Genomic DNA, 19,839 nt, shown 5'->3' with positions numbered 1-19,839 from the left:
ACGATGAGAGCGTTGCATGAGCCTGTCGCAAGAAGTAAAAAACGGCCTGAAAGATTCGCCTGGCGAGTGGCAGGACGATCAGCTAACACGTGAAATAATCAAGCAGCGCCTTGAGGGCTTCCAGCAGCACCTGGCGGCGGCCTTTGACAGTGGTGAGGCTGTCGAAAGTCTGGTTCATGCCCGAACCCTGTATATCGATCGCCTTTTACGTCGCTTATGGCGTTTTTTTGGCTTCGACAGTATGAAATCCATCGCCCTTGTCGCCGTAGGAGGCTATGGCCGGGGTGAGCTTCATCCGCTCTCCGACATTGACGTCTTAATTCTCAGTCGTCAGCCGCTGAATGAAGCGGCCGCCCAGAGTGCCAGCGCACTGCTGACGCTGATGTGGGATCTCAAGCTGGAAGTGGGCCACAGCGTACGCAGCCTGGAAGAGTGCCTGCTGGAAGGTTTATCCGACCTGACGGTGGCAACCAATCTGATTGAAGCGCGGATGCTGACCGGCGATGTCGCCCTGTTTCTTGAACTGCAAAAAAATGTCTTCAGCGATGGCTTCTGGCCATCATCTCGCTTTTTCGCCGCCAAAATAGACGAACAGCAAGAACGCCATAAGCGCTATCACGGCACCAGCTACAACCTGGAACCGGATATTAAAAGCAGTCCCGGCGGATTACGCGATATTCATACGTTGCAGTGGGTTGCACGGCGTCACTTTGGTGCCACAACACTTGACGAAATGGTGGGATTTGGCTTTCTGACAGAAGCCGAACGCAGCGAACTGAACGAGTGCCAGTCGTTTCTTTGGCGGATTCGTTTCGCGTTGCATTTGTCTCTGCCGCGTTACGATAACCGCCTGCTGTTTGATCGCCAACTGAGCGTTGCTCAGCGCCTTAATTATCAGGGCGAAGGCAACGAACCGGTCGAGCGCATGATGAAGGATTTTTATCGCGTCACGCGTCGTATCAGCGAACTGAACCAGATGCTGTTGCAGTTGTTCGATGAAGCCATTCTGGCGCTCTCCACTAACGAAAAACCCTGTGCCATTGATGATGATTTTCAGCTTCGGGGCAACCTTATCGATCTGCGTGATGAAACCCTGTTTGACCGTGAGCCCCAGGCGATTATGCGCATGTTCTACGTCATGGTGCGCAATCAAAATATCAAAGGCATCTACTCCACCACGCTGCGCCGCCTGCGTCATACTCGCCGTCACCTCAAGCAGCCGCTGTGCCAGTTGCCCGAAGCACGGCGCTTATTTATGTCGATCCTGCGTCATCCCGGTGCGGTCAGTCGCGCCCTGGTGCCCATGCATCGCCACAGTGTGCTCTGGGCTTATACGCCGCTCTGGGGCCAGATCGTCGGACAGATGCAATTTGACCTGTTCCACGCTTATACCGTCGATGAGCACACTATCCGGGTGTTACAGAAGCTGGAGAGTTTTGCCAACGAAGCGACGCGTCCACAGCATCCTTTATGCGTTGAGCTGTGGCCGCGCCTGCCCCAGCAGGAATTACTGCTCATGGCGGCGCTGCTGCACGACATCGCTAAAGGACGTAACGGCGATCACTCTGTTCTTGGTGCCGAGGACGCGCTGGCGTTCGCCGAGATGCACGGCCTTAACTCGCGTGAAACGCAACTTGTCGCCTGGCTGGTGCGCCATCATCTGTTAATGTCCGTGACGGCTCAGCGCCGCGACATTCAGGACCCCACGGTGATTCAGCAGTTCGCCGAGGTCATGCAGAACGAAAACCGACTGCGTTATCTGGTGTGCCTGACGGTCGCTGACATCTGCGCCACCAATGAGAGCTTATGGAACAGCTGGAAACAAAGTCTGCTGCGTGAACTGTTCTTTGCTACCGAAAAACAGCTACGCCGCGGTATGGAGAACAGCCCGGATCTGCGCGAGCGCGTGCGTCATCACCGTCTGCAGGCACTGGCACTGCTGCGGATGGACAACATCGATGAAGAGCGCTTACACCATATCTGGAACCGTTGTCGCGCCGACTACTTCCTGCGCCATACGCCCAATCAGATCGCCTGGCATGCCCGTCATTTACTGGTGCACGATCTTAATCACCCTCTGGTGCTGGTCAGCCCGCAGGCGACGCGCGGCGGCACCGAAATTTTTATCTGGAGTCCGGATCGTCCACACCTGTTTGCCGCCGTGGCAGGCGAACTGGATCGTCGCAATCTCAGCGTGCATGATGCGCAAATTTTTACCAGCCGCGATGGCATGGCGATGGACACGTTCATCGTGCTGGAGCCGGATGGCAGCCCGCTGTCGCCCGATCGTCATGCGCTGATCATTCAGGCGCTGGAACAGGCGATTACCCAGTCAGAATGGGTGCCACCGCGGACCCGTCGCCAGGCCGCCAGGCTGAAACACTTTAACGTGGATACCGAGGTGAATTTCCTGCCAACTCACACCGATCGTCGCAGTTATCTGGAGCTGGTGGCCCTGGATCAGCCGGGGTTACTGGCACGCGTGGGCGAAGTGTTTGCCGATCTTGGCGTCTCTCTGCATGGCGCACGTATCAGCACCATCGGGGAGCGAGTCGAGGATTTGTTCATTTTAGCGAATAGCGAACGCAAGGCACTGGACGAGGAAATGCGTCACACGTTGCAACAACGGTTGACAGAGGCCCTTAATCCAAACGATAAAGTGTGACCCGCTTCAATTTGTGAACATCAACTTTTTACCCGTGCCGGTCACTGGCTGGCACCACAAATGACAGATCAGGAAAAAATATGCAACAGTTACAGAGTGTTATTGAATCTGCCTTCGAACGTCGCGCTGATATCACCCCGACCAGTGTCGATACGGAAACTCGCGAAGCGATTAATCAGGTTATCGCTAAACTGGACAGCGGTGAGCTACGCGTTTCTGAAAAAATCGAGGGTGAATGGGTAACGCATCAGTGGCTGAAAAAGGCCGTTCTGCTCTCTTTCCGCATCAATGACAATCAGGTGATGGAAGGGGCTGAAACCCGTTTTTATGACAAAGTACCGATGAAGTTTGCCGACTGGGATGACGCGCGCTTTAAAGCAGCGGGCTTCCGCGTTGTACCGCCTGCTGCGGTACGCAAAGGTGCCTATATTGCGCGTAACACGGTGTTAATGCCTTCCTATGTAAATATCGGTGCCTATGTTGACGAAGGCACCATGGTGGATACCTGGGCGACCGTTGGCTCCTGTGCGCAGATTGGTAAAAACGTGCATTTATCCGGTGGTGTAGGAATCGGTGGTGTCCTTGAGCCGCTGCAGGCCAACCCAACCATTATCGAAGATAACTGCTTTATTGGTGCACGTTCTGAAATTGTTGAAGGCGTCATCGTTGAAGAAGGCTCCGTCATTTCAATGGGCGTTTACATCGGTCAGAGTACCAAGATTTACGACCGCGAAACCGGAGAGATCCACTATGGTCGCGTACCTGCCGGTTCTGTCGTCGTCTCGGGTAATCTGCCGTCTAAAGATGGTAGCTACAGCCTCTACTGTGCAGTGATCGTGAAAAAGGTCGATGCGAAAACCCTGGCGAAAACCGGTATCAACGAACTGCTGCGCACTATCGACTAATTTGTCGGACTGTCGGACGGGCTGCACCAGACAGCCCGTCATCTTTTGTTTACAGCTGTTACGGGTAATGTTGTTTTTCTACGCGAACCAACAGGTGCGTTTACTTTTCATCCAGGTCATAATTCGCGCCAGTTAAATCCTGTTGCGCACTGATTCATGTTATTTATGTCTATAGTCATTAAGTCATGAACACTTCTGCGCGCTTATTCATTTGGTGGAAAAAACGTTATGTATGACAATATTAAGAGCTTAGGCATTAGTAACCCTGAGGATATCGATCGCTATAGCCTGCGTCAGGAAGCGAATAACGATATTTTGAAAATTTATTTCCGCAAAGATAAAGGTGAATTCTTCGCCAAAAGCGTGAAATTTAAATATCCTCGTCAGCGTAAAACCGTCGTTGCCGATAACGCCTCTCAGGGCTATCGTGAAGTGCAGGAAATCAGCCCGAACCTGCGTTATGTTATTGATGAACTGGATCAAATCTGTCAGCGCGACCAGGTTGAAGTCGATCTGAAACGTAAAATCCTCGATGACCTGCGTCATCTTGAAGGTGTGGTTTCTCATAAGATCGCGGAAATTGAATCCGATCTGGAAAAACTGACCCGCAACGGTCGTTAATTATTTCAGACAACGATAAGGCCAGCCGTATGTGGTGGAATTCACCTCACGCGGCTGGCCTTTTTTGTTGTCACCCTGCCCGGTTAGTGCCTGAGCAACCACACGTCGCGCACCACCTCGGCAGGCGCATCACGCCATACCACGTGATTGATCCAGGATTGGTAACGTTCTGACTTGAGCGTGGTATCCGCCAACAGCAGCAAGGGAATTAACCGTTCGCTGTTACGTTCGCGCGTTTTCCACGGCCAGTGACGTGCCGGATCGCTAAAAGGCGCCATATAGTCCAGCGCAGTCAGCAGTGAGCCGCCCTGTTTATTTTTATAATGCCAGAGATCGCCCTCTCCCCGCTGGGAAGCCAACGCCGCCATTGCGGTTAGTGCCTGTAAATTAAAGAAGCTGTAATGAAAAGAACGGGTTCGGGCCAGTTCAAGCGGTTGAGTTCCCTCACGCTCTATTTGCCCGTCAATCTTGCTTTTGGCCAGGGCAGTCATGTTTGCAATCACCGCACGGTTGTCCAGATAAGCGGCAATGCCGGCAACCTGAACACTGTACCAACTACCGTGGTTATTGGGCGCATTCCGCTCCTGTTGCGCCAGCTTACTGGTCTGCAACCAACTGAGATAGTCGCTGAACCAGCGATGCAACGCCGCCTCGTCGCTATTCCGCCAGCCGGGCGACTGACGCAGCAATATCAGCGCATCAACCATGCGGGTTGCAAAATAGCGCCCGTCCAGAACGCCATCATGACGACCCGCGGTTCGACCCGGAATGCCCTGCGCGTAGTTCAGGTTTGGGTTCATACGACGGGCAGGATCGATAAACCAGTGGCGGATCATGGATTGTGCCTTGCTGGCGTAGCGCGCATCCCCTGAAAAGAACCATGCCAACGCCAGTGCCTGCACGTCTGCGCTAAATCGCGCCAGGCGCACGCCGTCGGTTTGGTCGTTTTTGGTATCAGGATTCACTTCACCATCCCGACGTATCCAGGGTAAACCCGTTTTCTGCCGGGCGTCCGGCCACCAGTAGGCGCTCAGGCTGAGATAGTCATGCCGCGAGCCGCTGGGTGGTATCAGACCTTTGTCCATGACGCTGGGGTCAGGCTGACTGAGCGCCTTATCCGCCTGATGTTGCAACTGACGCCAGGCCTGTTCGGTCAGTGCATCTGCCTGATGCTTCTGGAGTGCCTGTCGGGTTTTCACTAACGCGTCAGCAGACAGAAAAACCAGGTTGTCAGGCCGTGCCTGACAGGTGAACGTGAATATCAGCAGGCAAAGTGTTAAAGACAGTGTACGCATCTGGGGTTCCTCCTGGTTACGGTGAACAGCCTCAGCCCTGCTCATCCAACTGTAATGCAATATACAGCAGTAACCGGTCGTCAAAATGGCCAATGTTCAGTCCCGTCAATTCAGCAATGCGATTGAGGCGGTACTCCAGAGTATTACGGTGGATAAACAGCGCCCGCGACGTGGCACCGGGCTGCACGTTATTGCTGAACCAGGCGCTCAAAGTGCGCCGCAGTAAGCCATTGCTGTCCATACTTTTCAGTTTTTCCAGCGGACGCGCCAGTTCGTTTGCCTGCCAGCCACCGCGCAAACTGTCCAGCAAGACCGGGAGCATCAGGTCCTGATAAAAGTAGCTGCGTACGTCTGGCATACGCTGCTTTCCCACCACCATGGTCGTGTGCGCGGTGCGATAAGAGCGGGCAATGCTGCCCGGGCCGGTAAAGAAGTTGCCCAGTGCAATACGCATACGCAGATGACCGCTTTCGTTCATACGCTGCATGAGCTGTTCAACCCGCCGCCGGTGATCGTACTGGTCGTAACGTCCGTGTGCGTTTAAGGCGGGCTTCAGTACCACCATTTCGGTCAACGACACAATGGCTATCAGGTTATCCCTGACAGGCGTTGTCAGTAACGTTTGCAGCTGTTGTAACTCAGACATGGCGCTGTCCACGCCTAACTGCCCGCTGTCGACTTCGATAACCGCCACAACGCGGGGCTGATTAAGATCGATCCCCAGGCGCTGAGCCCATTCCGTCAGTTGCGGCGTCAGCTCATCACTGCGAATCAGGTTAAGCACCAGCTCTTCACGCAGGCGGCTGTCCTGAGCCAGCATATGTAACAGCCGTGCCTGCTCCAGCATCATCTCTGCCGCCATACAGACCAGCTCACCATAGTGACGGAGTGCACCCGGCTCGCCTGTCAGACCAATTACGCCAACGATCGCCCCGTCAATGCGCAGCGGAAGATTAATGCCCGGCCGCACGCCATGCAGATGCCTTGCCACGGCATCATCAATATCCACGATGCGTCCCTGAGACAACACCAACAGCGCGCCCTCATGCAACTCGCCAATGCGCTCCCTGTCGCCGCTGCCAATGATTCGTCCACGTGCGTCCATGACGTTGACATTACCATCAATGATTTTCATGGTGCGCGCGACAATTTCCTGCGCCAGCCGTGCGTCGAGATGACAGGTAGCCATCCTTTACTCCTGAGTCATATAAGAGGGAGAACAGGATAGCGGTGCGTCACGCGCAGAACATTATGCATTCGCCCATAGCCGCGGCGGCGTTAACAGAAATGCGGCAGGCATCACATTTGTGATTTTTGGCATAAAAAAGGCGGACCGAAGTCCGCCTGCTCAACACAAGACTGTGATTACTGCATCAGCAGATAAAGCGAGGTATCGCCGCGTTGCACATTCAGCGCCAGTACCGGTGGTTTGGTATCCAGAATCTTACGCAGTTCCCCTAAGTTGGTTACCGGCTGCTGGTTGACGCCAAGAATCAGGTCGCCTTTTTTAAGGCCTACTCGTGCCGCAGCACTGCCTGCTTTTACGCTATCGACCCGAACCCCTTTCTCTTTGCCTGCGTTGTTGCTCAGATCCGCACCTTCAATGCCCGTGTAAATCGTCGCGGACTGCACTTTGTCCTGTGTGCTCTGCTGCAACTGCACAGAGACATCCAGTGGTTTACCGTCACGCAGCAGGCCCAGCTTCAGCGTAGTGCCCACCGGTAACGATCCCACTTCGGCACGCAGTGAGGCAAAGCTGGTCAATGGCTTGCCGTTCATGGAAACGATCACGTCTCCGGCTTTAATGCCGCCTTTTGCTGCGGCTGAATTTGGCACCACCTGGCTGACGAACGCGCCGCGTTGCGCATCGACTTTCATCGCTTTAGCCAGTTCAGAATTAAGCTCGGTCCCCATGATACCAAGCTCGCCGCGTTTCACCTGACCATATTCCACCATCTGGGCGGTCAGATTTTTCACCATGTTGCTTGGGATGGCAAAACCGATACCAATGTTGCCTCCGTCCGGAGCCAGAATAGCGGTATTAATACCGATCAGCTCTCCGTTGAGATTGACCAGGGCACCACCCGAGTTACCGCGGTTAATCGCGGCATCGGTCTGAATAAAGTTTTCATAGTTCTCAACGTTCAGACCACTACGTCCTAACGCCGAGACAATGCCCGATGTCACGGTTTCGCCCAGGCCATAGGGGTTACCGATCGCCACGGTATAATCGCCAACGCGTAAATTGTCGGAGTCAGCCATTTTGATCGCGGTCAGATTCTTCGCGCCTTCCAGTTGAATCAGGGCGATATCGGAGCTGGGGTCCTTGCCGATCACCTTAGCATCGTAGCTACGGCCGTCGCTCAGTTTGACCTGGATTTTCGTCGCATCATTGACCACATGGTTATTGGTCACCACATAGCCTTTTTCTGCGTTAATAATGACGCCTGAACCCAACGCTTTAAATTTTTGCTGCTGCGTATCAGGACCGGCAGGCGCACCGCCGCCGCTGCCACCCGCGCCCTGACACAGGGGCGAGCCCATGAACGGCGAACCGTCCTGGCAGAAAGGCGAATTATCGCCAAAAAATTGCTGGAACTGCTGTGGCATCCGCGGCGTTTTGACCGTGGTGCTTCCCTCAACGCTGATGCTTACAACCGAAGGCATCACCTTCTCCAGCATCGGGGCAAGGCTTGGCAACGGCTGGGTCGTGGAGGATGAAACGGAAGATGACGTTTCTGCAGCGAAAGCACTCACAGGGGTCAGTGCCATGCCAAGACTAAGCGCCAGGGCGCTTAACATTAACGAGGTTTTTTTCATTTTGGTATCTCACAATGATGGATATACTGACCATTGCTGTGGTCGAATGTTGAGATAAATGTTTTAGCGCGAAGTTCCTCTAAAAGTTTTAGGCAAAGGTAAAAATTTATTCGCGCTCTTTACAATTCTCGGCTTATTCCACCGCCATCAAACGACGGTACTCATCCCAGGCATAGAGATCGGTCATGCCACTGATGTAGTCCTGAATTAAGCGAAACCGATAATACCGCTCCCATAATAAACGCTCATATTTATGTTCAACAACCAGCGTGCGCATTTTATGCAAATAGGCTTTCCTGTGTTTTCCAGAAAGCTTATGAAACAGGCGCGTTTCAATCGGGTGATTGCGTAAAAAGTCTTCGTTTATCAGCGTGGTGAAAGCTTCATAATTTAATATCATCAGCGGCTGATATATTTCCAGCAAGCCTTTAATAACCCGGTAACCCTGGAGTTCCAACTGTTCAACCTCAGAGTGATTAAACACCTGCTGACGCGCAACGGTTTTAAATATTTGTAGTAAACGGCCCTCTTCACCCTCATCTTCTAATAACGCATGGTTGAATTTTCCATCAAAAATAGCGGGCAGGTTATCAATAAAACGCTTAACGGCATAGGTGACCAGAACATTCTGAACATTAACCCGGAGTGACATGAAGAATTGATCGCTACGGCTGCGGCGTTTTTTACTTCCCGCCTCGCGCCAGGCTTCGCCTACAGTGCGGCTGAACGCATCGTTATTATTTATCGGCCCCCAGGCTTTGCTGAGATATTCATACAAACTGTCTACATTGAAAATGGCTTTTTCGACGGCATCATCCAAATCGGCAATACAATATGAAATGTCATCAGCCGCTTCCATGATATAGGTCAGGGGGAAACGATGATGCTCCGTCAAATTGGTGGCCGCACGGAGGTCGCGGATATATTCCCGTTCAGAGAGATAGAAACCCGGTTTTTTCATTAAGACGCTAAATTCAGCCGGTTTCTCGCCCTGCCACCATGCCGGCGCAGTATATTTTAGAATACAGGCAACCTGGGAATAGCTCAGGTTAAGCTCCAGCAGCGTGTGCACCATGCGAATGGCCTGAGCATTGCCTTCAAAATGGCATAAATCCTGACGAATCATGGCGTTCATCTGGTCAAACGCATGGCGCTGCTCATCAGTTTCTACCCCAGCTACCAGCGGATCGACCAGCTCGGCAGCCAGATTATCTTCAAACCAGTCGTTAATGGCGGCTTCGCCGAAATGGCCAAACGGTGGATTACCCACATCATGTAGCAGGCACGCCATTTCGACCAGGCTTTCAAATGCTCCTTCCATGTCTTCCAGTCCATATTTTGCCAGTCCACCCTGCGTTTTTAGCGTTTGCAGAATCTCTTTACTGATATATCGACCGGTTTGCTGCACTTCAAGCGAATGCGTCAGGCGGGAACGTACTGCGGCGTTACGCTCCAACGGGAATACCTGCGTTTTTTGTTGCAGTCGGCGAATAGCCGCCGAATTAATGATGCGTCCGCGATCGCTTTCAAAATGGCGGGTAATAAAATATTCGCCTTGCGGATCTTTACGGTTGCTATAAGGGCGAGTGAAGCTGATCTTCGTCCTGAAATTGATCGCTGCCATACATGTCCCCGTATTTTTTCGTGAAATAATCCCGTCATTGCCATGATAGACTATGCCCGATTTTTACATTCATTACATTAGCGAGACGCAAAATGAAAGCAGGCATCATTGGCGCAATGGAGCAGGAAGTTACCCTGCTGCGTGACAAAATTGAAAACCGCCAGACACTGTCTCTGGCGGGTTGTGAAATTTACACAGGCACACTCAATGGTGTCGAGGTTGCGTTGCTGAAATCAGGCATCGGTAAAACCTCAGCCGCTCTCGGCACAACGCTGCTGCTGCAATTATGTAAACCCGATCTGGTTATTAACACCGGCTCCGCGGGCGGTTTAGCCCCTACATTAACCGTGGGCGACATCGTGGTGTCTGAAGAAGTGCGCTATCACGATGCTGACGTCACGGCGTTTGGCTATGAACCAGGCCAGATGGCAGGTTGTCCTGCCGCCTTTACGGCTGATAGTAACCTGATTGCCGAGGCGGAAGCCTGCATAAAGCAGCTAAACCTGAACGCCGTGCGCGGTCTGGTGGTCAGCGGCGATGCCTTTATCAATGGTTCAGAACCCCTGGCACGCATCCGTGCGACCTTCCCGCAGGCCATTGCGGTTGAAATGGAAGCGACCGCCATCGGCCACGTCTGCCATCAGTTCCAGGTGCCTTTTGTGGTCGTCAGGGCGATTTCCGACGTTGCCGATCAGGAATCCCACCTGAGCTTTGACGAGTTTCTAAGCGTCGCCGCCAGACAGTCATCATTGATGGTTGAAAATTTGCTGGCCCGTCTGGCTCGTGGCTAAACACCTGCTGTTTTGCTGGCTGCTGCTGTTGAGCAGCAGCCTGTTTGCTGCCCCGTCCCGCGTCATCACCCTTGCCCCACACCTGACTGAACTGGCCTTTGCCGCCGGGATTACTCCGATTGCGGTCAGCGCATGGTCCAGTTATCCCCCTGAGGCGAAAAAAATTGAACAGGTTGCTAACTGGCAGGGTATTAATCTCGAACGTATTTTGCAGCTTAAACCCGATGTGGTACTCGCTTGGCGTGGCGGTAACCCGCAGCGTCAGGTGGATCAGCTGCGGCAGTTCGGTATTAACGTGGAATGGGTCGATGCCTCAACGCTGGATGACATGATTGATGCGCTGGCGGGATTAGCAACGTGGAGTCCGGACCCGCAACGCGCCGCGCAAGCCGCCGGGCAACTGCGAAAGCAGGAAGCCGCACTGCGACAGCGCTATAGCCAACAGCGCCCTGTCCCGGTCTTTCTGCAGTTTGGCTTTTCACCCATGTTTACCGCGGCTAAGGCGTCGCTGCAGAACGACGTCATCAGGCTGTGCGGTGGGCAGAATATCTTTGCTGACAGTGCGGTCAGTTGGCCTCAGGTGAGTCGTGAACAGGTGCTGATGCGCCATCCTCAGGTCATCATTACCACCGGCGATGCCCAACAGGCGAGTCAGACTGCGCAATTCTGGCTGCCACAACTTAGCGTCAGAGTCATTGCCCTTAACGACGACTGGATCAGCCGCCCGGGTCCGCGCATCCTGTTAGCCGCAGACCAGCTTTGTAAAGCCCTGCATCCAGTTGAATAATGCTGCAGACTGGCGTGCGTAACGCTATAAATTAAAGAAATCACCCTTACTGCCGTTAATTTTAGATATGAGACACGTGCCACGTAAGCCCGATGTCCTTTTTAGCGCTCAGCGCTTTTTACTACACCAGGTATTTAAATATGACCAAAGCCCTGCTTCTGGCCATAGGGCTTGTGATCGCGCAACAGGCATTCGCGGGATCGACGACCGGCTCTATTAACGTCAGACTCGTCATCTATTCACGTTGTGAAATTAACACTTCAGTGGGTCAATCTGTGCCGCAGGTTGAGTGTGGTCGTCAAATCAGCGCACAGCCGCGCGTGACGCAAACGGTGCTAAAACGCCAGGGGAGTAGGGGAACCAGCGATCGGCTGGTGACCATTGAATGGTAAACGAGGCCGCCGGGTGATGGCGGCTCGCTAATCAGATGCTATCAGATGCTAAATGACGACCCGCAGCCGCAGGTAGTTTTGGCATTGGGGTTGGTCACGATAAAGCGCGATCCTTCCAGCCCTTCAGTGTAATCCACAGAACCGCCCACCAGATATTGCAGGCTCATGGGATCAACCACCAGCGAAACGCCCTGCTTCTCGATGGTCATATCGCCGTCATTCATTTGATCGTCGAAGGTAAAACCATACTGAAAGCCGCTGCAACCACCACCAGTGATATACACACGCAGCTTCAGCGCCGGGTTATCTTCGTCAGCAATCAGATTCTTAACTTTGTTGGCTGCTGCGTCGGTAAACTGCAACGGCAGTGCTACTACTTCATCACTCATGTGTTACTCCGTAAACGCCCGGGTCAGAAAACGACCTCAATGTTGCTATTATCTGCCAGCGACCCGACGCAATCAAGCTCTCAGCTTCGCACTCTGTGCCGGATTCACCTGGTTAATTATAGCGGCCTTTCGTCTGCCGCCCCTCTTCCGTAGAATAGCCCGATATTTTATGAACTGCTGGAGCCGAAAATGAGTAAGTCTGAAGAACTGTTCGCTGAAGCACAACGCCTGATTCCCGGCGGTGTGAACTCGCCGGTACGTGCGTTTACCGGTGTGGGCGGCGTTCCGCTGTTCATTGAACATGCTGACGGTGCATATCTTTATGACGCCGATGGTAAAAAATACATCGATTATGTCGGTTCATGGGGCCCCATGGTGCTGGGACATAATAACGATGGCATCCGTAATGCCGTGATTGAAGCAGCCCAGCGCGGCCTGAGCTTTGGTGCGCCAACTGAGATGGAAGTCACCATGGCGCAGCTGGTGTGTAAGCTGGTTCCCAGCATGGAAATGGTGCGGATGGTGAACTCCGGTACCGAAGCCACCATGAGCGCGATTCGTCTGGCGCGGGGTTTTACCGGGCGCGACAAAATCATTAAATTTGAAGGTTGCTACCACGGTCATGCCGATCACCTGCTGGTGAAAGCCGGTTCCGGTGCCTTGACGCTGGGGCAACCTAATTCCCCTGGCGTGCCTGCCGATTTTGCAAAGCATACGCTGACCTGCACATACAACGATCTCGATTCGGTTCGCGCGGCGTTTGAACAGTATCCGCAGGCTATCGCTGCCATTATCGTTGAACCCGTTGCCGGGAATATGAACTGTATTCCGCCCCAACCCACGTTTTTACCGGGCCTGCGCGCGCTCTGTGATGAGTTTGGCGCGCTGCTGATTATCGATGAAGTGATGACAGGTTTCCGTGTTGCGCTGGGTGGCGCGCAGGCACATTACAATGTGAAACCGGATCTCACCTGCCTCGGCAAAATCATCGGTGGTGGCATGCCTGTCGGTGCCTTTGGTGGCCGTCGGGAGGTGATGAATGCACTGGCACCGACCGGTCCGGTTTATCAGGCAGGGACGCTGTCCGGTAACCCTGTCGCCATGGCTGCCGGTTATGCCTGCTTAACCCAGATTGCCCAGCCGGGCATGCATGACAAGCTGAACAGCCTGACGTCACAGTTAGCACAGGGACTGGTTGAGGCGGCAAAACAGGAAAATATTCCTGTCGTCGTGAATCAGGTTGGCGGCATGTTTGGCCTGTTCTTCACCGATGCCGCGAGCGTCACCTGCTATAAAGACGTGACGCAGTGCGATGTTGAACGCTTTAAGCGCTTCTTCCATTTGATGCTCGAAGAAGGCGTTTACTTTGCGCCCTCCGCCTTTGAGGCCGGCTTTATGTCGCTGGCGCACAGTGCAGAGGATATTCAGCACACCATCGATGCCGCGCGTCGCTGCTTTGCTAAGCTGTAAGGTGACAGACCGGCAAACGCCGGTCTTTTTTTCAACGTGAACGCCGCAACAACCAGATAAAATAGGGCGCGCCTAAAAAGGTTGCCATCAATCCTGCCGGAATCTGGTTTGGAAAAGCCACCATTCGCCCGCACCAGTCAGCAACCACCATTAAACCTGCCCCGAGCAACCCAGACAGTAACAGCTGCGGTAGCGCCCGCCGGAAGCCCAGCATGCGCGCCATGTGCGGTGCCATCAGTCCCACAAAGCTCAGAGGCCCAATCGTCAGCGTGGCGCAGGCTGTTAAGGCCGCAGCCAGCAGCAGCAGTGCCAGACGCGAGGCGGTGAGCGCCATTCCGGCCGAGCGCGCCGTCGCGCTGCCAAGCGGCAACAGCGTGAGCCAACGGCTGGCCAGCGGCGCTAATGACACCAGCACCACCGCACAGACAGCACTTTGCAGCGCCTGGGTGGCACTGACGTTATAGGTGGAGCCGGAGATCCAGGTCAGTAACCCCGACATCCGGGGATCGCCACTGGCCATCAACAACATCAGGATGGTGACAAAGGCACTGTTTAACGCCATCCCGGCCAGCAGCATGCGTTCAGGGGAAAAACCGCCGCGACTGGCCACCAACATAATAATCGCCAGCGTCACCGCCGCGCCCAGCGCACCCGCGGGTAACAGGAATGCCAGCGCATTGCCGGGCACGAAGAACAACATTACGACTGCGCCGCAGGCCGCGCCGGAACTGATGCCCAAGACTTCAGGGCTGGCCATCGGGTTACCCGTGAGTCGCTGGATCAGGCTGCCGGCAACGCCAAGCATTAAGCCTACCTCCAGGGCCGCCAGCACACGCGGTGCGCGCCAGGGTAGCAGCTGCTGTAGCAGGTCACCGCTGGTCCAGATCCAGCCTTGCGCATCCCGTCCAAACGCCAGACACAGCCATGCCAGCATGCCTAACAGCGCTAAGCCGATCAGGCTCCAGCGCAGAAAGTGATGGCGTTCGACCGGAACCTTGTCGCCCTGATCCAGTGCGGGTGGAACGGAACCGGTTCGCAGACGCGGCAACAGCCACAGCAGAATCGGCACGCCCAGGAGCGCCGTCACCGTGCCGGTTGAAACCTCGCGCCAGTGCGTCGTAAGCCACAGGACGCAGGCATCAGCCAGCCACAGCAGCAATGCGCCAATCAGCGGGGCCAGTAGCATGCGGCTCAGCAAGCGGCGTCCACCGAGCAGCCTTGCCAGCAGCGGCGCGAACAAGCCGATAAAACCAATGATACCGGCGACGCTCACCAACTGTGCGCTAAGCAATATCGCCAGCACCAGAATCGCTAACCGGGTAGCGGACAGGGCCAGCCCGAGGTTTTTTGCCACGCCATCGTCCAGCCCCATGAGCGTCAGCGGCCTCAGCAGCGCCAGTGACAGTAACAGCGCCAGCATCAGTCGCGGCCAGAGCTGGGTAACACTGTCCCAGCTCATCTGGTTCAATGCGCCTGTGCTCCACAGAAACATATTTTGCAGTTGGTCGTGATTGAAGATGGCGAAGATCTGGTTAACAGCACCGCTGTAAAGACTGAGGACCAGCCCGGCCAGGATCAAGGTTACGGGTGACAGGCGTTTGCTCCAGGCCACGCTAAATACCAGCGCCCCCACCAGCAACGCACCACCCGAGGCGGCAAGCTGATGGGTAACGACTCCGCCCGGCAGGTGCCACAACGTGGCGACGGTAATTCCCAGTTGTGCGCCGGATGAAACGCCTAATGTTCCCGGTTCCGCCAGAGGGTTACGCAGAACCTGCTGAAACAGCAGTCCCGCTAATCCCAGACCGGCCCCCACCAACAGCGCCAGCGCCCAGCGCGGCAGCAAACTGTAGTGAAACACCATCTGTTGCACATTCGTGGTATCCGGTGCCCACAGGGCCTGTGTCCATTGTCCCAGGGGCAACGCCTGCTGAAAGTTTATTGCGGTGAGCGCCAGCGCCAGTAAAAACAGTACGCCCAGCACGGTGACTGAGAAAAAACGATAGCGCATCAGACTTTCTCCAGCGCATGTTCCAGCACGCGTACAAAGTGCAAGGCAGAGAGTGTTGCCCCGTAATACCAGACCGCCGGTACGCGTTGAAAATGGCCGCTATGGACAAAAGGCATTGCCTGCCACAACGGGCTGCGTGACAGTTGCTGCATAACAGCCGCATTGTCATGATCGAAGCAGATGGCTTCCACGTCGTGAAACGCCGCCAGCCGTTCCAGGCCAATCACTGAACTTCCCCAGAAATTGGTTTCGCCCTGCCAGGCGTTCTGCAGACCAAGCAACGCCATGACCTCAAGGAATAAGCTGTTTTTACCGAAGGTGATGGCATGGCGACTGTCAAGCAGTGACATCAGCAGGATGGCACGTCCGGCATGCGGTGCCAGACGCTGGCGCGCCGCGGCGATTTCCTCGTCCATGCGTTGCAGGTGCGCGGCTGCCTGGGCTTCCCGCCCCAGCCTGGCGCCGAGGGCCTGCAGAGAGACACGCGCTCGGGAGAGCGGTTTACCGTCGCCGCCGTGCAGGTCAAACCCCATAATGGGCGCAATACGCTGGAGTTTTTCTTTAGGCGGTCCATAACCGTTTGAACAGAGAATCAGTGAGGGATGCATCTGGGTCATCAGTTCAAGGTTAGGCTCGGTACGCAGCCCAACATCCACCACGCCGGCAGGCAAGGCTGGCTGCCCAACCCAGATATTATAATTATGCACATCGGCGACCCCAAAGGGCTTAACGCCTAACGCCAGCAACAGCTCGGTGGGTAACCACTCCAGCGCGATGATGCGATCGGGATCGGGATCGGGCTGCGCCGCCTGGAGTGAAAAGGGGCTCATCAGTGGCGATAACGCCATCGCCATCATCAGGCGACGGCGGAACAAATCGGGCATTATCGGGTCCTTAACACACAAAACTCACCGGCGCACCGCCGCCGGGATGGGGGAAGATCCCCATTGGAATACCGTAAATCGCCTGCAAAACGTCCGCCTGCATAATGTGGTCCGGCCCGCCTTCAGCGATAAGTGCGCCACCGCGTAATGCCACCAGATGGTCACAGTAACGGGCAGCCATATTGATATCGTGTAATACCGTAATAACGGTTAAGCCATGCTCCCGGCTCAGCGTCTGAATCAGGGCCAGCACATCAACCTGATGGGCGATATCCAGGGCGGAAGTGGGTTCATCCAGCAGCAGACAGCGGCTGTTTTGCGCCACCATCATCGCCAGCCAGGCACGTTGCCGTTCGCCGCCCGATAAGCTGTCTACCAGCCGTGAGGCAAAAGGCGTTAACCCCACGCGCGAAATCGCCTGCTCAACGCGGTCGCGGTCCTCCTGAGTGAAACGCCCCAGCGCCCCATGCCAGGGATAGCGCCCAATGGCCACCAGCTCGCGCACCGTCATGCCTTCTGCAGCCGGCAGTTGCTGAGGTAAATAGGCGACCTCACGGGCAAATACTTTGCTGTTCAGGCTCTCCACGGGCCGTTCATTCAGGAGCACCCGGCCTTCGCTGGCCGCGTGATGCCGCCCCAGCATTTTTAACAGCGTGGATTTTCCCGAACCATTGTGACCAATCAGCGCGGTTACTTTGCCTGGTGTAAAAGAGAGAGACAGCGGCTGGAGAAGCGTGCGACCGGGTACACGAAAGCTGGCATTATCCAGTTGGAAGGTCGTCTGTTGGTGCTGCGGAAGCTGCATGTTAATCCCTGTAAACGGGCGCCGAAGCGCCCTCATCGATCAGAACCGGAACGTGGCGGTGCCTACAATCTGCCGTTCTGCGCCCCAGTAGCACGCATATTCACGGTAACAACTGGCAACGTAGTCGCGGTTAAACAGGTTATTAACGTTAACGCCTACCGTTGATCCAGGCAAACCAAAACGTCCTAAATCATATTTCAGCGCAGCATCGACGGTGGTATAACCCGCCACGCTAAAGTTCTGGTTGGCATCAGGACCGGTGCTATACAGCCCCTGACTTTCGCCCACGTAACGGACGCCCGCGCCGACCGTGACGCCTGACAGTGCGGTTTCGTGGAAGGTATAGTCGCTCCACAGTGACGCCATATGTTTGGGCACCTCAACCGGGGTTTTGCCCTGAAGCTGAGTATCTTTCGTATATTCGGCATCGGTATAGGTATAAGAGGCCGTCAGGTTAACGTTGGCGTTCAGCGCCGCTTTCGCTTCGAGTTCAACACCGCGAGAACGGATTTCGCCGCTCTGGATGCTGAAATTAGGACTGTTAGGATCAGCCGTTAAGTTTTTGGTCTTTGTCAGCTCATAAATCGCGGCCGTGACAACGACAGGGCGATCTTTTGGCACAAACTTTACGCCCGTTTCATACTGCTTAGCGCGCGAAGGGTCGAAAGGTTGACCACTTTGAGTCGTTCCGGATGTCGGAATGAAGGATTCGCTATAACTGAAATAAGGCGCGATACCATTATCGAACACATAGTTTAAGCCGCCACGCCAGGTAAACGCCTGGTCATGACTTTTAACTTCGGAACTGCTACTCCGATTAAAAGCAGAAGTCATTGCGTAATCATAGCGACTGCCCAATGTCAGTACCCAACGATCCCATTCCATCTGGTCTTGTGCATACAGGCCGGTTTGCTCCTGTTTGTTGAGATAGCGATACGGGAAAGGTGTGCCGATTAGCGCGTCATTGCCGTATTGCGGATTAACCGCATTCAACGGGAATGCTGAGCCAAAAGCCGCATTAATATCATTTCGCATGCGCTGATAATCAACGCCCAGCAGCAATGTATGATCAAGCTGGCCGGTGGCAAATTTAGCCTGAGCCTGATTATCTACCGCAAACTGATTCAGTTTCTCGTCTGAAGCCGCAGACCCGCGGGTGATTTGCTGAGTGGCTGCATCAAAGCCGTTACCATAAATACTGCGGTAATCCGTGGTTAATTCGGCATAACGCAGGTTCTGCCGCACCGTCCAGGTTTCATCAAAACGGTGCTCAAAGCTGTAGCCCAGCATTTTGGTATTGCGTGAGATGCGGTTGCTCTTCTCGCCCTCATCAAAGTTGGTCGGCAGTTTATACTGGCTGCCATCAGGCCGGGTGATCGGCACCACGGTCCCTTCACGCGGGAGCCAGCCGTAGTAGCCGGTATCCGGCTCGTTCTGGAAATAGGTCAGCAGATCAAGACGGGTGTTTTCATCTGGTCGCCAGCTGAATGAAGGCGCGATGGTATAACGCTTCTGCTTGTTATTCGCCTGCTGGGCATCCTGGCTACTGGCCAGGCCTGTCAGACGGTAGCTGTACACGCCTGCGTCGTCTATTGCGCCGCCAAAGTCGAAACCGGTGGAGTAAAGGTTATGGTTGCCCATCTGGAACTGGACTTCACGCAGCGTTTCCTGAGTGGGACGCTTGCTGACTAAAGCAACGACACCGCCGGGATTGCTTTTACCGTACAGCACGGAAACCGGACCGCGCAGCAGTTCAGCCCGCTCCAGAAAATAGGGATCGATAGCGAATTCAGAGTAGTTGTCACCCTGCAGCTTCAGCCCATCGAGATACTGATTGGTGTTGGTTTCGCTAAAGCCGCGAATCGACAGCGCGTCAATGACCGCGGAACTGCCGCGGTTGCCGGTCAGTACGCCAGGCGTATAGTTAAATGCCTGCTTGACGCTGCTGACGCTGCGCATGTCCATTTCTTCACGCGTGACCACGGAAACCGACTGCGGGTTCTTTTCAATCGGCGTATCCGTTTTGGTGCCGGTGGCGCTGCGTTTCGCGGCGACGGTCGGTGCCGGGCCCCACGGACTTTCCTGCGCAACAGCGGCACCGCCGTTTGCTGAAACCACCACCGTTTGTTCGGCGAAGGCCAGGGGAGTTGCGCCACTGGATATCAGCGCAATCATCAGTGCCAAAGGACGAGGGGTAAACGACCCTGGTGTGAAACCAAAAGTGGTGGTGCGCGCAGTCATGAAGGTGTCTCTCAAATGGGGATGATTAAGCGAATCGAAACGATAATGATTATTATAACGGTTCGATAATATGCGAAGTGCAACAATCTCTGCAAGCAGAATTCCCTACTGTGGCGCTGTTTGTAGCCTGTTTACAGCG

General features: G+C 54.7%; 16 protein-coding genes. 7 read left to right on the top strand and 9 right to left on the bottom strand.

What is annotated here, in order from left to right; genetic code table 11:
• The first annotated feature begins 16 nt into the window (after positions 1–16).
• The 3 genes from glnD to CMR03_RS16800 all read left to right on the top strand — a co-directional run bounded on the left by glnD (position 17) and on the right by CMR03_RS16800 (position 4,191).
• Complete coding sequence (gene glnD / locus CMR03_RS16810) at positions 17–2,665, top strand: bifunctional uridylyltransferase/uridylyl-removing protein GlnD (RefSeq protein ID WP_096012102.1); 2,649 nt, start codon at positions 17–19, stop codon at positions 2,663–2,665.
• Between the two features lie 80 nt (positions 2,666–2,745).
• On the top strand, positions 2,746–3,570 hold the full coding sequence (dapD, locus tag CMR03_RS16805) for a 2,3,4,5-tetrahydropyridine-2,6-dicarboxylate N-succinyltransferase (protein WP_063878469.1): 825 nt from the start codon (positions 2,746–2,748) through the stop codon (positions 3,568–3,570).
• A gap of 228 nt (positions 3,571–3,798) precedes the next feature.
• A complete protein-coding gene (locus CMR03_RS16800; RefSeq protein WP_063878468.1) occupies positions 3,799–4,191 on the top strand; it encodes a DUF3461 family protein in 393 nt (130 codons plus the stop codon).
• An 83-nt stretch (positions 4,192–4,274) separates the two neighbouring features.
• Here CMR03_RS16800 and CMR03_RS16795 read toward each other — a convergent pair whose 3' ends face one another.
• From CMR03_RS16795 to dgt, 4 genes are all read right to left on the bottom strand, one after another.
• Positions 4,275–5,486, bottom strand: coding sequence for an alginate lyase family protein (locus CMR03_RS16795; protein WP_096012101.1), 1,212 nt, complete (start codon positions 5,484–5,486; stop codon positions 4,275–4,277).
• Between the two features lie 31 nt (positions 5,487–5,517).
• A complete protein-coding gene (locus CMR03_RS16790) occupies positions 5,518–6,675 on the bottom strand; it encodes a CdaR family transcriptional regulator (RefSeq protein WP_063878466.1) in 1,158 nt (385 codons plus the stop codon).
• Between the two features lie 176 nt (positions 6,676–6,851).
• Positions 6,852–8,306 (bottom strand): serine endoprotease DegP, encoded by a 1,455-nt coding sequence (degP, locus tag CMR03_RS16785; RefSeq protein ID WP_063878465.1) that lies wholly within the window; start codon positions 8,304–8,306, stop codon positions 6,852–6,854.
• A 133-nt stretch (positions 8,307–8,439) separates the two neighbouring features.
• Entirely contained in the window at positions 8,440–9,930 is a 1,491-nt protein-coding gene (gene dgt / locus CMR03_RS16780; protein ID WP_096012100.1) for a dGTPase, read from the bottom strand.
• 92 nt (positions 9,931–10,022) lie between these two features.
• Here dgt and mtnN point away from each other — a divergent pair, with 92 nt between their 5' ends.
• The 3 genes from mtnN to CMR03_RS16765 all read left to right on the top strand — a co-directional run bounded on the left by mtnN (position 10,023) and on the right by CMR03_RS16765 (position 11,900).
• Positions 10,023–10,721, top strand: coding sequence for a 5'-methylthioadenosine/S-adenosylhomocysteine nucleosidase (gene mtnN, locus CMR03_RS16775; protein WP_063878463.1), 699 nt, complete (start codon positions 10,023–10,025; stop codon positions 10,719–10,721).
• On the top strand, positions 10,714–11,508 hold the full coding sequence (gene btuF, locus CMR03_RS16770; RefSeq protein ID WP_096012099.1) for a vitamin B12 ABC transporter substrate-binding protein BtuF: 795 nt from the start codon (positions 10,714–10,716) through the stop codon (positions 11,506–11,508). The genes mtnN and btuF overlap by 8 nt, the downstream gene beginning before the upstream one ends.
• A gap of 140 nt (positions 11,509–11,648) precedes the next feature.
• Positions 11,649–11,900: a hypothetical protein gene (locus CMR03_RS16765; RefSeq protein ID WP_063878461.1), complete on the top strand. Its 252-nt coding sequence runs from the start codon at positions 11,649–11,651 to the stop codon at positions 11,898–11,900.
• Between the two features lie 41 nt (positions 11,901–11,941).
• On the opposite strand, the gene erpA is transcribed toward CMR03_RS16765, so the two are convergent.
• Positions 11,942–12,289, bottom strand: a complete 348-nt coding sequence (erpA, locus tag CMR03_RS16760; protein ID WP_006117744.1) for an iron-sulfur cluster insertion protein ErpA — start codon at positions 12,287–12,289, stop codon at positions 11,942–11,944.
• Positions 12,290–12,478: 189 nt separating this feature from the next.
• Here erpA and hemL point away from each other — a divergent pair, with 189 nt between their 5' ends.
• Positions 12,479–13,759: a glutamate-1-semialdehyde 2,1-aminomutase gene (hemL, locus tag CMR03_RS16755; protein ID WP_063878460.1), complete on the top strand. Its 1,281-nt coding sequence runs from the start codon at positions 12,479–12,481 to the stop codon at positions 13,757–13,759.
• A 31-nt stretch (positions 13,760–13,790) separates the two neighbouring features.
• Here the strand turns inward: hemL and fhuB are convergent, their stop codons facing one another.
• The 4 genes from fhuB to fhuA are packed head-to-tail and all read right to left on the bottom strand — an operon-like array spanning position 13,791 to position 19,700.
• On the bottom strand, positions 13,791–15,770 hold the full coding sequence (gene fhuB, locus CMR03_RS16750) for a Fe(3+)-hydroxamate ABC transporter permease FhuB (protein ID WP_096012098.1): 1,980 nt from the start codon (positions 15,768–15,770) through the stop codon (positions 13,791–13,793).
• Entirely contained in the window at positions 15,770–16,654 is an 885-nt protein-coding gene (fhuD, locus tag CMR03_RS16745; RefSeq protein ID WP_096012097.1) for a Fe(3+)-hydroxamate ABC transporter substrate-binding protein FhuD, read from the bottom strand. The genes fhuB and fhuD overlap by 1 nt, the downstream gene beginning before the upstream one ends.
• 10 nt (positions 16,655–16,664) lie before the next feature.
• Complete coding sequence (fhuC, locus tag CMR03_RS16740) at positions 16,665–17,459, bottom strand: Fe3+-hydroxamate ABC transporter ATP-binding protein FhuC (protein WP_063878457.1); 795 nt, start codon at positions 17,457–17,459, stop codon at positions 16,665–16,667.
• A gap of 39 nt (positions 17,460–17,498) precedes the next feature.
• Positions 17,499–19,700 (bottom strand): ferrichrome porin FhuA, encoded by a 2,202-nt coding sequence (fhuA, locus tag CMR03_RS16735; RefSeq protein ID WP_096012096.1) that lies wholly within the window; start codon positions 19,698–19,700, stop codon positions 17,499–17,501.
• Positions 19,701–19,839: the final 139 nt, after the last annotated feature.

This window comes from Pantoea allii (genome assembly GCF_002307475.1).
Lineage (GTDB): Bacteria > Pseudomonadota > Gammaproteobacteria > Enterobacterales > Enterobacteriaceae > Pantoea > Pantoea allii.
Note: the sequence above shows the minus strand (reverse complement) of the source record. Positions and strands in the feature narration are given on the sequence as shown.